The following is a 14,306-nucleotide window of genomic DNA, read 5'->3' as shown; positions in this document are numbered from 1 at the left end:
TCAGTCCGACATGATTCTGCCCCGTATCGTTCTGCCAAATTTCCACACCCCTGCGACTGCCGTACGTGCTATTGCTCGATTTGATCGATCATCGCTTGAAGCGTTTGAAGTTTCTTCATCCAATCCTCCGACAATTTCACCTTCTTTGCCAGTTCCAAAACGCCTTGCTTTCCATCGAGTAACGCAATCGCTCGCCGTGGATCGTCACGCATCAATGAGATCTCGGCGAGCGAGAACATCCCCGCCAATACGGGTGCCGTGATCTCGCTCTTGGTATCGATCTGGTCGATGGCGCCGCGCAGGTATTTCGCCGCGCAGCTGACGATCGCGGCACGTTGTTTGTTGATCCCTTCGTTGTCGCGCCGCACCGCCTCGGCCCAGAACTCTCTGCCGGCGGCCAACTGAGCCTTTGCGTAGAGAGGGGAACGCTTGGGGATTTTGAGGCAGGTTTGCGCGGCCTTGAGATGGAATCCGTCGCGCTGATAAAACTGGGCGGTCGCAAAACGCATCGTGTCGAGCTGGGGGTGTTTGATGCCGCGGCTTGCGAGCAGGTCACAGAGATGCTCAAGCTGATGCAGATCACCCGAGCGATCCGCACCGGTGTAGTGCACTTGATGTGCGTCTTGAGCGATTGACTTGGCCGTCGTCGGGCCCGCCGACTGTGCGGCCGGGGCCGGCGGCGCGGACTGATCCGGGTCGGCGGGTGCCGTTGGGGCATCGACGGCGGGCGGTGCAGGTGCTTCGGCGTCCACACTCGGAGCTACTGCAGCTTTTTGTTGTTAGCCGGCAATTTTAATCCCCAGTACCCGTTTCTGGTTTTCAGTCGTGGGCGAGGCAACTGTTTGGCGATCAGTGCGGCTTGCGGATGAACACCGACGTCTTGGTAGGTGCCGCGATGTTTGGCGGCAAGTTGCTTGAACGTTTGCGCGTTCTTTCCGCTGACCTCCATCCCCAGGGTGTGAACCACTACTTTCTTGTTTGGTCGCTCGCTGAAGTAGCGGGAGGCTCCGTCGGTGAAGGCTCCGTCGCCGAGCACGAACATCACGTCGGGGTTGAGGTTGAACCCCAGCTGAAGCGCTTCTTTGCCGTCGGTTCTGAGACACAGCGGTACGGTTTGCAACCACTTGACCAGTAGTTGCTTGTTCTGTGGCGTTGCGGGGACCAGCGTTTTCGGGGCGAAGGACCGGCAGGCACACTCCCGTGATGAACATGCGTCAGCGTCACAATGGACTCAAAAAGCCCCACAAAACCCCGTGCACCACGCGTCAATCGGGCAACGTCCTTAGAAACCGGATTCCGAATCGACCGTAGTCTTGCCCGTCCACGTCGCCGTCGAAATCAGAATCCAGACGGGGGTCGAACCCCGCCTGCCCGGTCGTTTTCAAAAAACTGAGTCCAAAGCGACCGTAATCCTGTCCATCGACATCGCGATCGCCGTCGCTGTCGCCATAGAACTTGAAGAACGCATCGGACGTTTCGGCGCCGAACTGAAAATCGTCTTCTCCATCGACGACACCGTTTCGGTTTCCGTCCAGCGGAAGACCGGCAGCCGTGATCAACTGGGCATCCAGGTTCAGCACATAGTTGGCGTCGGCAATCCCCGCTGGGTTCGAAAAACGGATCTCCAAAACCGTCTTGTCGTCCACGATCGATGCCAGCATGTCAATCGGCAGCGAGGCATCCGTGACTCGATTGACAATCTCAACTGCCGGATCGGGGCCAGATGAATCGATGCTCACGATCTGGTCAAACCGGATGGCGACCGAATCAAGCGACGATCTCGATGGGTCTCCGGCATTGACGATGACATCGACGATCGTCGGCGGCAGCGGCACGTCAATCAACAGCAATTCATTGTGGGCAGCCGGCGTGACCGCGGATGTCGCCGACAGCTGCACGACACGATCGCCCGTGATCACTCCGTCCGGGGTGGTCACGATCGGGAAGATCACGCGATCGCTGCCCGCCGGAATCGTGACCGAGTCGGGGACCGAAACCGATGGGGAGTCCGAAGCCAGATTCACCACCAACGGCTGCGACGTCCCTGCCCCCTGGTCGCTGCGGCGGACGTTGCCAAACAGCGTCGCCCCCTCGGATTCTTTTCGTTCATTGATCCCCAGAATCAACTGCTGCGGCTGTGTGGCGGAGGTCACGATTCCTTCAACCGAGAACTCGTAGACGCCTTCATCATCATCATCGGTTTCGATTCGCACCTGACCGGCGAAGTGACCTGGTGTCGCGGTCGAGAGTTGAACAGTCAGCGTGTCTGACTGACCGGCGGCCAAGGAGGTCGGGAGCGGATCGGTGATGGTGTAGCCGGCCGGAACCGAGACATCGCCGATGTTGAGAACCGCTTCGCCGTGATTCTCGACGGTAAAGTTCTGAGAGGGAGCGAACGATGATTGCGGGACCGTTCCGAAATCGATCGGGGTGACGCGGTCATCAACGATCAATGCGCCGGCTTGCAAAACACGAGCCTCGGGGACACCTTGGGCAGCCATGGCGAAGGATTGCTCGGCGAGTTTGATGCCGTTGACGAGGACGTCAATGGTCCACGTCCCCAGTTCGGGCGTGGTGGGGAAACGATAAGAAAACCAACGCCACTGATGTGCCCAATCATTTCCCGCCGTGGTTTCATTGACCCAGAACACCGATCCGTCGGGACGTCGCCAATCCAAGTGGATCAGATCTCCCTGTTCGACACCGGAAAACCAATTCCAAGTGTAAACGAGCTGTCCCGACTTCTGCTCAAAAACGCTGACCCGCGAGGTGCCTTCGCGGACATGCGCCGCCACGGGGACATTGGAAATCCCGTTGCTGAGCACGTATTGGCTCTCGCCGATGTAGTGGAGCGAAGCGACCGAGGCGTCCAGGAACACAGCTGGGTCGTACCAGGGTTCGACGGAGAACCCGTGATGTTCCAGCGCGAAGTGCAGATGCGTGATGTCAGACCAACCGGAACTGGCCATGTAGCCAAGCTTGTCGCCGGCGGAGACGGCGTCACCGACAGCGACCTGGACCGAGTCACGCCGTAGGTGAACGTACCTGGTCGTCCAGCCGTCACCGTGATCGACGACGACGTAGTTGACCGGAGGGAAAGTGGGCCCGAGATCGGTCTGTCGATCAAATTCGCCGTCATGCGTGTCGACGACCACCCCGTCGGCGGCGGCATAAATTTCGATGCCGGCGTCTTGCTCGTCATACCCCCGCACGGCGATGTCCCACGCCGAGTGGCCGTCGTAAGCATAACGGCCACCACGAAAGTCTCGGATTCCCGTCGTCGGATCGACGTCGACGTAGTTGAGGAAGGCGTGGTTGGAGTAGGGGACGCCTTCCACAGGCCAGATCAACGGCTGGGCAAACGTCGCTTGCCCGGTGGTGAAGCTGAAACTGAACGAGTTGTCCGATTCGTCGCTTTCGGAAATGGAGTTAAACGCGTCGACGGTCACGACCACATTGTGAGTGCCCGGCGTCGCAAACCAGCCGGCCCGCCAACGAAACCCGGTGTAGATCGATTGCCCCGCGCCGGTCGTCACGATTCCACTGCCCAGCGTCACTCCATCGACGGTGAAGTGAAACGCATAGGACGCCTCGGCAGGCAGATCCGTCGTTTCGAACTGTACTTGAATCGCCAGTCGCTGCCCCAGGAAAGGCGCCGCGATCGGATTGCCCAGCCCGTCGCGAACGTATCCGGTGATCAAACGCAGGTTGGGTGACGAGGCGTTCTGCGGTGCCTCGGCGCCTGGCAGGAAGCTCTGCCGGTGAGCGGTGTGCACATCCCCGTCGCCGGACAAGGCCGATTCAACGACGGATTCGTGAGGGGCATGCCCGGAGATCGGATCGATCTGCAAATCGCCCACGGGAACAGCGAAATCGGCCGAAAGCAACGATCGCGATTCGAGTCGTTCAATCGGACGCACCGGGATCGGGCGATGGCGTTTCCGGTGGTTCCAAATCATGTCGATGCCGAAGCCGGGGCGAGTGGATGGCTGGGTTGGTTTGCTCGGGCACAGCGAAAGCTGAAATCGTCAAACAAAGATCCTAATCGAACCGCCCTACCTCCGCGCGGCTTTTCAAATCTCAAATTTCAGTGTCTCCGTCGACGGAATCGCGACGTTTGATCAACGTGACTTCATTTCCTTTTTCACTGAACGTGACTTCGTCTAAGAAGGTGCGGATCAACATGATGCCGCGGCCACTGGCCTTGAGTAAATTCTCCGGGTCGGTCGGATCGGGCAACGACGACGGATCAAATCCCGGCCCCTCGTCGCTGATGACAAACTTGACCTCGGACTGTGTCAAGGTCGCCATCACGGTCACCCGCCGATCACAATACGGTGGCTGTTGGATCCGCTCTTCGCCGAGATCGCGATAGGAACCGTCGTCCTCTTCACGCAAGTCGGAGTCCAGTTCCAGGTTGCCGTGGTCGATCGCGTTGGTGATCGATTCGCTGAGCGCGGTCGTCAATTGCACCAAGGTCGATTCGTCAAAATAATTCAGCAGTTTCAATTGTTCGTGCAGATAGCCGACCAGCGCTTGAGTCCCACCGGGTTCATACCCCAACACGAAACGGGACTGGCTCTCCTCCAAGAAGGCCAAGACCTTTTCCCGCTCCTGAATCGCATGCACGACCGACATGACGGTGCGGAGTGCTTCGCTGAGTCCTTTGCTGAGGTTCTCCTTGGGCACATAACTCGATGCCCCGGCCCGCAGCGCGCGGGCGGCCACCTCTTCGCTGCCGAATCCCGTCATCAGGATCACGGGCAGTTGCGGATACACGTCCCGAAGCCGTTCGACCAGCTCCAACCCGTCCATCTTGGGCATCTGCAGGTCCGTTAACACAATGTCCGGCTTGTCCGTGTTGACCGATTCAAGGGCTTCACATCCATCGGCGGCATAGCGGACGTCGCATCCAGCCGCTTGGACACAGGCGCCGGCGACTCGCTGGCAGACGGCGGAATCATCGACGATCAGGACGGTGGTCATGGAAAGCAACCTTGGTGGAATCAAATAAATGTTCCCGGCGGGCAATAGGATAAGACTTTGATGATACCCTATCGACACGCCGTTGACCCGCAGGGGGTCTGTTCCCACGCAGATTCGGCATTGGGACCGTCGCTGATCGACGCGCGAACCGGCTGATGCCATCTGTGATCGGCTTCCATCGACAGGCCGTCACGCCACCGGCAGACACTCTGCCGGCCCTCCGGGCCTCGAGAATCCGTCAACAGATAAGCTGATTGCCATACAGACGTTGCGGGACCTTCTGCGGCGGGGAACGCTTTTTCGCGGAAAGCACGGTAAAAATCGCAGAATCACGACGAGGGCGCCTTGGAACGGGGCGGTCCTCGATCGGCTGAGCCGCTTTCACAGCGTCCGACCGGATCACTTGGCGTTTCGCCCGGGCGGAATGGTCAGCAGCACCGGGGCGGCCGACGCCTCCGGCAACGGGTCGCTTAACTTTGCCGTACCGATTTTCTTTTCCCAGTCGATCGCCATCAACAGGTCAAAACCCGGGTTCTGATTTTTGACCTGACAGGAACAGGGGCCGATGATGAAACGCGATGCCAACCCGATCGTCAATTCCGAGATTCCCTTGCCGACCAGTGCGTACAGCACACGGCCCCTGCCCAGCACCGGAAACGCCATCGGTTGATCGAGTCCCTCCAGATCCGGTTCACTGGCCAACAGCATCTTCAACAGAAACTGCTCCTTGGGGTCATCGCGACGGAGCGTGAGGATCGAAAAATCCAATCGAAGGTCGATCGCCGCCTGTTCCAACAATGCTTGTTCGTCCTCGACCTCTTCCTGCTCGGGCAACTCCAACGATTGTTCGTTTTGCTGAACGAAGCGTGTCAAGTTGCCCAGTGCGACCTCGTCTTGCTTGGGGTCACCACAGGGCACAAAGATCCAAACGGCAGACTCTCCCCCGACCAGCCGTTTTGCGATTTCCTGTCGGATCGGGGAGTCGATCAGGTTGCCGACCGACTCCGTGTTCAAGGGGGCTGCGGCAATCAGACGATCGGGGACTTCTTGAGCCGTCAAGGGATACAGCGACACCAAAACCGGTTTGCCGGATTTGCCATGCTCCGCCCACGCCGATTTCAGCACCCCGTCTTGGAGATCGGCTGCTTCGATCAGTCTGACGCCGCAGTTGGCCGAAACCGGCGATTGATGATCGGACGCCCGCAAGTGCTCGACGAGCTTCGATTCCGCATCGCCGAGCGGGCCGTCGTGCAACACGACAAGCTCATAATTGTCCGCCGGCCAACGCTCCAGGGCGTAGCGGAACACCGGGACCTGGCAGGCATCGGCGACCGCCGCCAACGCGAACGAAAGCAGTGCCATCGAAACCAGGGCGGCTGCTTTGCAGGGGAACGATTGTTTGCAGGGGCTCATGGCTATTCCTTTCGTGTGACCTCGATCCCCGACACGATCGGCAGTCGCGATGGATCGTCGGGAACCAGTTCAACCAACAGTTTGTCGTTGACCGTGATGTCGGAGAACTCAATCGTTTGCGACTTGGCCGGTTGCCCCGGTGTCGCCGCGATGACGATCCCGGACTTCACGATTTCTGATTGTAGCTTGATCGCGAACGCGCCCGTATCGGATTCGTCCAAGTTGGCGAACAAGAACTTGACGTCATAGGTCGCCTTCGGGTCGTCTTTTCCCAACAGCGGGATTTCAAATTGTTTCAGCCCCCGTGCCCCCGAAGCGTAGACCCAGGGCTTGTCTGAATCCCCCAGTTCGACCGATTCAAGATTGCGGCTGTACCAGCCCCCGCCGCCGGACAGCTGCGGTTTCAAATCAAAAACGAACTCCAGCCGCGCCCGGCTGCTGGGCCTCGGATAGCCGAACCACTCCCGGCCGGCGATCTCTTTGCGGTCGCCCGGCGCACCGAAGTTGATGGCGATCCGTTTGACCGGCGTCGTCGGACCCACGGCGCTGAAAATCCCCCAGGACTTGTTCTCCGTTTTCGGTTCCATCACCACGGTCGATGCGATCGAAAATTGACACACACAGCCCGCACTGGCTTCGGGGATCATCACCAGTCCGTTGCCCGGAATGGCGTTGACCCAACAACCGAGTCGCTGACCGGCGAAATGCCGTGTGCCGCTGTCCTCGTACAAATCGTAATAGCCGATGAAGCCGGAGCGGAAGAACATCATGTTCGGCGTCGCGGTGATAATCCCGCAGTGGTGGCCGGGACGACTGAAACGCCATGGGCTGTCGGCGCCGGTCAACGGATGCGGCCGCGTCTTCGGCTCGCCGGTGTGCAAGTTGAACGCCCACGGTTCGGCGTAGATCTCGCCGCCGACGACGGCGGGGCGGTTCATGTAATTGGCGTTCTTGGACCACAGCTCGGTTCCGTCTGTCGCGTCCAGGACCAACAACTTGCGGCGATCGAATTCTCCGGCGAGAAACTGTTTCCAATAGTGCCCGTTCGCATTGGCACCACACAACACGACATGCCCGTCGGCAACCATCAACGTCAAACTTCCGCCGCCGGCACTGACGTTGGTGGTGTCGGTGACGTTCACCGGTTTCTCCCACAGCTTTTCGCCACTGCGGCGATCCAACGCGACGGCCAACCGCACGTCATAGTTCTTCATCTCCGCTTCGGCTTGCTTGGCCGCTTCACCGGTCAACGCTTTCAAGTCGCTCTTGTCTTTCAGGTACAGCTGTTGACGTTCTTCGGGCGTGATCGAACTGTCAATGAAATAGATCCGTTCCGGTCCGATCGCAATCGTCGTGTGCAGAATATTGCTTCCGCGATACGTCCACATCCGCTCCCCGGTCTTGGTATCGACTGCAAACACCGCGTCGGTCTGGCTCTTGACGGTCAAGCCGCGTCGACGCATCCGTTGTTCCAGTTCTTCGCGAATCGTGCTCGTGCCGAACAACTGTCCGTCGTCATAAGCCAAGTACGCCCAGGCACGTTGCACCCCATCGGGCGATTCGGGTGTTTGGTAGGTCGCCTTGACCGTGCCGGTCGCGGCATCGAGCGCGATGCACTGGTTGTTGATCGCCACGTAGAGTGCGTCATCACTGGCGGCCAGATTGTGAGTTTCGCGATTGTTGAATACACCGGTACGAATCGCGCCGGGATTTTCATAGTCCCACAAGAACGTGCCGTTGTAGGCGTCGTAGGCCATCAGCCGGTCCGTTCCCTGAATGAACATGCGGCCGTTCGTCGAAAGCGGCGCCCCGGCGGCCTCGTGACGATTGATCATCGCGCTCGGGCCGGGGTCGCCGTACCACAACACGCCAAGTCCGTCGCGAATGCGATGGTCATCGGAATAGGAGGTGTTGGCGACGTTGCCGTATTGGTGAGACCAATTTCCAGCCCCGGGCAGCTTGCCGCGTCGCAGCAGTTGCCAATCCGCTCCCGTGACCACTTCGCCTTCTTCCTGTTGATAGAACTGCGTCAGCCAAGCGAGGGTCTCCTCCGCCGGCGTCATCTCTGGCAAGTTCGCCGCACCGGCCGGACGCCCCAGAATGACGACGCCGCCGCAGGGTTTGAGATGCCGCGCGATCTGTTCGGGATCACCCGGCAATTGACCATCGAGCAGCATCGACTCGGACACGATCAGGTTGGCGAAGTAATTCGAAAATGGCATGTCGTCGATCGGCGTGTTGACCACCGTGATCCGGGTGGCGTGAATGCCCGCCCGCTGGAAAGCTTCGCGCGACGCTGCCGCCTTTTCCGCGTCCGGTTCGACCGCATAAATCGTCAATTCGCTCTGCCGGGCCAATTCGTACGCCAATCGTCCTTGACCATTTCCGACGACGAGACAGTAACCGGTTTGCTGTCCACTCTGCTGGAGAATCTGTCGCGCCGCCGACTGGTAGAACTCGGTCAGGTCGTCGGCGGGGAACGGGGCCGAGAGGGGGCCAGGCCACGTTGCGGCTTGATCGGTCGTCACGTCACTGCGGTACGCGTAGATGTTTCCGCTGTCGGTGCTTACCGTCAGGAGATTGTCGTCGACGGACAGTCCCCGCACGTTGCCATCAACGCTTGCCTGCCACAGCTTTTCGCCGTTGGATCGATCGAGCATCACCACTTGGTTCAGGCCGCCGGCGATGACCGCGTTCTCGGTTGCGATCAACACATCATCGAAGTCGCTGGCGTACTCCCAGAGGATGCCACCTTTCATCGCCTCCTTCATCATCCGTTTGGCATGGGCGATTTTCTCCGGAGTCGTCGGCCGCTCGCGAAGCTTGAGGAACCACTTTTGTTTTTCTTGGCTCGCCTTGGCGTGCTCGGCGCGATTGACGCAAAAGATCTTTTCGCCATCCATCAAATAAGCAAGCTCGCCGGCCAAGACCATTTGGCGGCCGTTGATCCAGGATTCACCGACGTTGCCCGTCTTCTGGTCCATCGCCAAAAAGTGATGGGGACCACCGGCATAGACTTGACCGTCACCCAACAACGCTTTGGTTCCGCCCACGACACCACCGGCATCGGTTCGCCAGGAATGCGTGCGTTGGAAAACGATTTTTCCGGTTGCTTTCGAAATCGCCACCGGCAGCGATCGGCCCGATGGGACGTACAGGTATTGGTCGTTGGCCAGCAAATAACCTTGTGGCGACAGGTCGTTGCGCCCGGCGTCCTGCTCGCTGATCGTGTCATTGCGCCACAGGATCGAGCCGTCTTTCGCGCTGACGGCACAGAGGTACACCGTTTCATGCGGAAAAACGCCGGCACCAAAGTAGGCCGTGTCGCCGTCGATCAACACGCCGGTGCGAACCGGCCAACGCGAAATCATTTCTCCGCGTGAGAGCAATCGATCATCTTGAGGTCCGACGCGCATTTGCCAGACGACTTCTCCATCGACCGCACGCAGGCAATAAACGAGTCCGTCGTCGGATCCAAAATAGACGTTGCCATGAGCCAGCGTCGGGGCCAGGCGAATCGGACCCTCGGTGTAAAAATCCCAGATCGGCTGCCCCGACTTCGCGTCGACACAATGCAAACGATGATCGACCGTGCTGCCGAAGTAGACTCGCCCGTCGGCCGTCACGACTTGCAACGCGTCATCAAAATCGACGCGATGCTTCATCTCATGGCCTTCGATCGGATCCTCTCGCGGTCCCGACCAAGCTTTGACCGGTTTGGCCGGCGACTGGTAGGTCCAAGCCTGCCGAAGCGAAGCGTCCAAGTGCTCCGACGTGAAGCCCGCGCGATCGTTGCCGTTCAGGTAGGCCGGCCAGTCGGCCGAGACGGTCGACGTGAGCAACAAGCAAGCTAGAAATGAAACGCCGGCGATCGTTCGAACGTTCATGCAGGGGCCATTGGGTGGGATGGATGGAGGAAGCATCCTTTCGGGGCTCATCAGTTTAGCCGAGTCGAACGCCCGCCGCTGCCCGTTGAGGCTGTCCGATTGAAACGAAACCGATTCCGCCCTCTGCCAGGGACACGAAATTCCCTTCGAAACTCCGGGTGTCGTGCCGTGCATCACGAAATGCACTCCTCAAACCTCATCAAAACATCATGCCGTGTTCGACACCCGCGGCGGTTGGAATCGCTGGGCTTACCTTCGGTCGGGTGAAACGAAATCGCTTGCTTGTCGGTTGAACCTCACCGCAGCGGGTGTGTTGCACAAATTGCGGATCGGTTTGCCGAACACGGAAAACGTCCCGTTGAATGAAAGTCGTGCGGTTGCTGACCCTGTGCGGGGAACGCGCATTTCTCTCACTCGCACAGCTACGGAAGACGAAAATCCGTCAAGGGGTTCGTGCCACCACTGACTCAGTCGCCACACGCGTTTGGTTCTCCAGACACGGCGACCGGATAGCACAGATGATTGAGACAAAGCGAGCAACCAACCAAACTCAATGCAAATCGAATCCCCAACCGACGAGGGACGCCGTTTGGCGGCGTCTGACGGTCAAACATCTCTGATGCACCACGCGATCGGGGCCTCGATTCATCGTGGCATCCCCGAATTCAGCGACCTGATGTTGGCCTGCCGTCATCACCTGGCGCTGACGTTCGTGGTCAGCAGCGTGTTCGCGGGCACGCTGGCGATGGTCGCCTGGTCGTGGATCCGGCCGAGCTATCACGCCGAGGCCTTGGTGCGTGTTCGCGAGAAGCAAAACGTGGTGTTCGCCCCGCAGACGTCGCGGTCAGAAGACCTCGCGTTCTTTCGTTCCCAGGCCGCTCTGGTACGATCCCATCAAGTCCTTTCGGCCGCCTTTGATGACGACGAAGTCCAGCCGTTGACCGATGTGATTCCCGATGGGAATCGAGTCGAATGGCTGGACGGGCTGTTGCGGGTTGAGACCCAATCGGGATCGGAAGTGATCAGCATCACGGTGCACCACGAAACGCCGTCGGTCGCCCAAGCGTTTTGCAACGCAATCACACGGGCGTATCTGGACGAAATCACACACCGGATGACGTCGGATCGAAAGCTGCGTGAAACACAGCTCGAGCAAGCGGTGGTGGCGGCTGACCTGCAGCTGGACAAGCTCTGGGAGGATCTCAATAGCGTCGCACGATCGGTGGGTTCGGACAGTTCTGAATCGTTGACGATTCGTGACGAGTTGCAGTTCCAGTCTTATCGGGACTTCGCCCAACAGTTGCAAGCGGCACAGCTCAGGGGCAATCAACTGCAAAGCCAGCTGGACGAGTTGCAGGCAAGTCACGAGGGACAACCCGCGGTCAGCGATGAAGTCGTCGAAAAACTACTGCGGCAGGATCGTGAGGTCAGCACCGCGCGAAAGCAGCTGATGGGTTTGGAACTGCAGTGCGAGCAAATGGAGAAGATTGCCGCCAGTTCGGATTCGCCACAGATGCGACGTCTGACGGACCAACGCGACCGGTTCGCCGAGGAATTGGAGCAATTGATTCAACGAACCCGCGCCGAAATCAGCGAGATGCTGCAGATTCAGTCCCAATCGGAACACCAACAGTTGTTTGCCAAACTCAAGCAGCAAATTGATTTGAATCGCAGCGAGAAGGAGTTTCTGCGGGAACGTTTGACCGAGCTGAATTCTGTCGTTGTCCGTGCGGCTCCGAAAACCGCCGTGCCGCTGGACATGTCCCGTCATGCGGTTGAGCGGCAAAGTCGGCTGGCCGACGGACTGTGGAAAACGCTGCAGGAACTCAGAATCGAAGGTCAATCGCAACCCCGCGTCGCCCTGCAGTCCCTGGCCACGCTGCCCACACAAGCGAACCATTCCCGTCAGCTGAAGGCGGCCGCCGCCAGCGGGGCGGGCGGATGGATCCTGATCATGTTCGCGGTCGGGTACCTGGAATGGCGGGATTGCCGCGTGCGGTCCCCTCGCGATCTGGTTTCCCGATCGCGCTTGCCCGTTTTCGGCACGAATTCCTATGCGGCCACGCAGTCCAAGTTCGGATTCGGGTTTCGGCAAAAACAAACCAGTGGTGGGGTGCGAGAGGCGGCGGCAAGAATCTTTTTACGGAACCAGGATTCCGCGGACAGCGTCACACTGATGGTCACCAGCTGCGTCGCGAACGAGTCGCGGCACCTGGTCTCTCAAGAACTGGCAGTCGTACTGGGAAGTTTCCATCGTCGAGTGTTGTTGATCGACTGCGATACCGACCGGGGACAGCTGAGTCGCGCACTCGGGGCATCGCGATCCGACGGCATTGGGCAACTTTCCGTCGGCAACCAGGCCCCCGCAGTGGAGACGATCGCGGAGCTGTTGGTGGCGACAAATGACAGCGAGGTGGACTTCATGCCGATCGGGACGCTGAACGCCGATCACGCATGGATCGACCCGAGAACCTTGCGGCACGTGATCGACGCCATGCGGTCACGCTACGACGCGATCATCGTCAACGGCCCGTCATGGATGGGTTCGACAGAGGGTGCGTTGCTTGCCGAAGAAGTCGATTCGAGTGTGTTTGCCGTGTTCGTCGATGACAGCCGCTGGAATCAACTGGTGCTGTGCGAGGAATCGGCCCGCCAAACGGGAATCACGCTCAGCGGCTCCATCTTTCATTCAGGCACGGGCAAGTGCGGGCTGCGTCTGCAACCCGATCGATCCAGGACCGATCGGACAGCTTCGTCCGCAGCGGACGATACCCAACGCGAAACGGCACTCTGTCTGGAAATCGACGCATTGCAGGATGAACTGCGTCGGGTCCGGGTAGACGGACAACCCCAGGGTGGACCAAAGGAGTCTGACACCATGACAGCGAAAACCGAGGACGTGACTCATTCATGACAGAACCCACTTTGCCCTCCCCGGTACCTTCACTCGTGGCGCTTGCGGCGGATTCAGACTTGTTCCTCCATCCGCCGCATCAAACCGTCTCCGCAGTGCCGCCTACGGTCACGGTCGAGCCGGCAGACGAGCCGACAGACGAGCCGACGGTGGTGCCGACAAAGTACTTTCGTGCCAAGCCGCTGGTTGAATGGGCGATCACCGCGTCGTTGATGGTGGTCGCAATCCCCATCATGGCGATCGTGGCGTTCATCGTTCTCGTGTGCGATGGGCGTCCCCTGTTCTATCGCCAAGTGCGTGTGGGAAAGAACGGCAAGAACTTCCGAATCTGGAAGTTTCGCACCATGCGGACCGGTGCCGAAAAGAACACCGGCCCGGTCTGGAGCAGTCCCAACGATTCGCGGGTGACCCGATCGGGTCGCTGGCTGAGATGTTGTCATCTGGATGAATTGCCACAACTCATCAACGTGCTGGCGGGCGAGATGAGTCTGGTCGGCCCTCGCCCCGAACGCCCCGAATTTGTGACGACCTTGGCGGAAGAAGTGCCGGGTTATTTGCGAAGAACTCGGGTACGGCCCGGCATCACGGGTCTGGCGCAATTGAAATTGGGGTATGACGAATCGATCGTGGGGATTCCCCAGAAAGTCGCGTGTGATTTGCAGTACATTCGCACGGCCAGCCTGTTCCAGGATCTAAAACTGCTCGCGGCAACGCTGCCATACATCGCAGGACAGCTGTGGTTCAAACTGAGAGCGAAATCGCGGGATCGTGTTCCCACGGCTGCCGCGCCGATGATTGGCCCGGTTCCGTTGAAGCCGGTGCCGTTGAAGAGCGAGAACCCCGATTCGGCACCACCGCAAGAATCGGCGATCGAGCTGACGCAAAACGTGGCGTAAGCGGCCTTCGCGTTTTTTGCCGTCACGGAAAACGGGTAAGACGATTTCTTGAGGTTTTAGCGGTAGGGCGCGAGCCCTCCGGTCCTTCATCTTTGCCAAAACACCGGAGGGCTCGCGCCCTGCCGCTAAGAAATGCTTCACAGCGTTGCCCCAAAATGTTCCTACCTCTCCACTCAGCCACCTTCCCTAGGAAATCGTTGGGGATCTGGG

At 59.3% G+C, this 14,306-nt stretch carries 8 protein-coding genes; 2 read left to right on the top strand and 6 right to left on the bottom strand.

From position 1 onward, the window contains the following. Positions 1–68 precede the first annotated feature (68 nt). The 6 genes from NZK35_RS10080 to NZK35_RS10055 all read right to left on the bottom strand — a co-directional run bounded on the left by NZK35_RS10080 (position 69) and on the right by NZK35_RS10055 (position 10,286). Positions 69–752: a hypothetical protein gene (locus NZK35_RS10080; protein ID WP_259632412.1), complete on the bottom strand. Its 684-nt coding sequence runs from the start codon at positions 750–752 to the stop codon at positions 69–71. An 8-nt stretch (positions 753–760) separates the two neighbouring features. Next, complete coding sequence (locus NZK35_RS10075) at positions 761–1,120, bottom strand: hypothetical protein (RefSeq protein WP_259632411.1); 360 nt, start codon at positions 1,118–1,120, stop codon at positions 761–763. Positions 1,121–1,265: 145 nt separating this feature from the next. Beyond that, positions 1,266–3,959, bottom strand: a complete 2,694-nt coding sequence (locus NZK35_RS10070; protein WP_259632410.1) for a peptidoglycan DD-metalloendopeptidase family protein — start codon at positions 3,957–3,959, stop codon at positions 1,266–1,268. A 121-nt stretch (positions 3,960–4,080) separates the two neighbouring features. After that, positions 4,081–4,986: an ATP-binding response regulator gene (locus NZK35_RS10065; RefSeq protein ID WP_259632409.1), complete on the bottom strand. Its 906-nt coding sequence runs from the start codon at positions 4,984–4,986 to the stop codon at positions 4,081–4,083. Positions 4,987–5,385: 399 nt separating this feature from the next. After that, the gene (locus NZK35_RS10060) at positions 5,386–6,399 is read right to left on the bottom strand and encodes a hypothetical protein (protein WP_259632408.1); all 1,014 of its coding nucleotides are present in this window, start codon (positions 6,397–6,399) and stop codon (positions 5,386–5,388) included. Between the two features lie 2 nt (positions 6,400–6,401). After that, positions 6,402–10,286 carry an outer membrane protein assembly factor BamB family protein gene (locus NZK35_RS10055; RefSeq protein WP_259632407.1) on the bottom strand — a complete coding sequence of 1,295 codons (3,885 nt, stop codon included), beginning with the start codon at positions 10,284–10,286 and terminating at the stop codon, positions 6,402–6,404. 553 nt (positions 10,287–10,839) lie between these two features. On the opposite strand from NZK35_RS10055, the gene NZK35_RS10050 reads away from it, so the two are divergent. Beyond that, positions 10,840–13,200 (top strand): GumC domain-containing protein, encoded by a 2,361-nt coding sequence (locus tag NZK35_RS10050; RefSeq protein WP_259632406.1) that lies wholly within the window; start codon positions 10,840–10,842, stop codon positions 13,198–13,200. Then, complete coding sequence (locus NZK35_RS10045; RefSeq protein WP_259632405.1) at positions 13,197–14,096, top strand: sugar transferase; 900 nt, start codon at positions 13,197–13,199, stop codon at positions 14,094–14,096. The genes NZK35_RS10050 and NZK35_RS10045 overlap by 4 nt, the downstream gene beginning before the upstream one ends. Positions 14,097–14,306: the final 210 nt, after the last annotated feature.

The organism is Stieleria sedimenti (assembly GCF_025060895.1).
In the GTDB taxonomy this organism is placed as follows: domain Bacteria; phylum Planctomycetota; class Planctomycetia; order Pirellulales; family Pirellulaceae; genus Stieleria; species Stieleria sedimenti.
The sequence above is the reverse complement of the archived record's forward strand: the minus strand, read 5'-3'. Positions and strand labels throughout refer to the sequence as shown.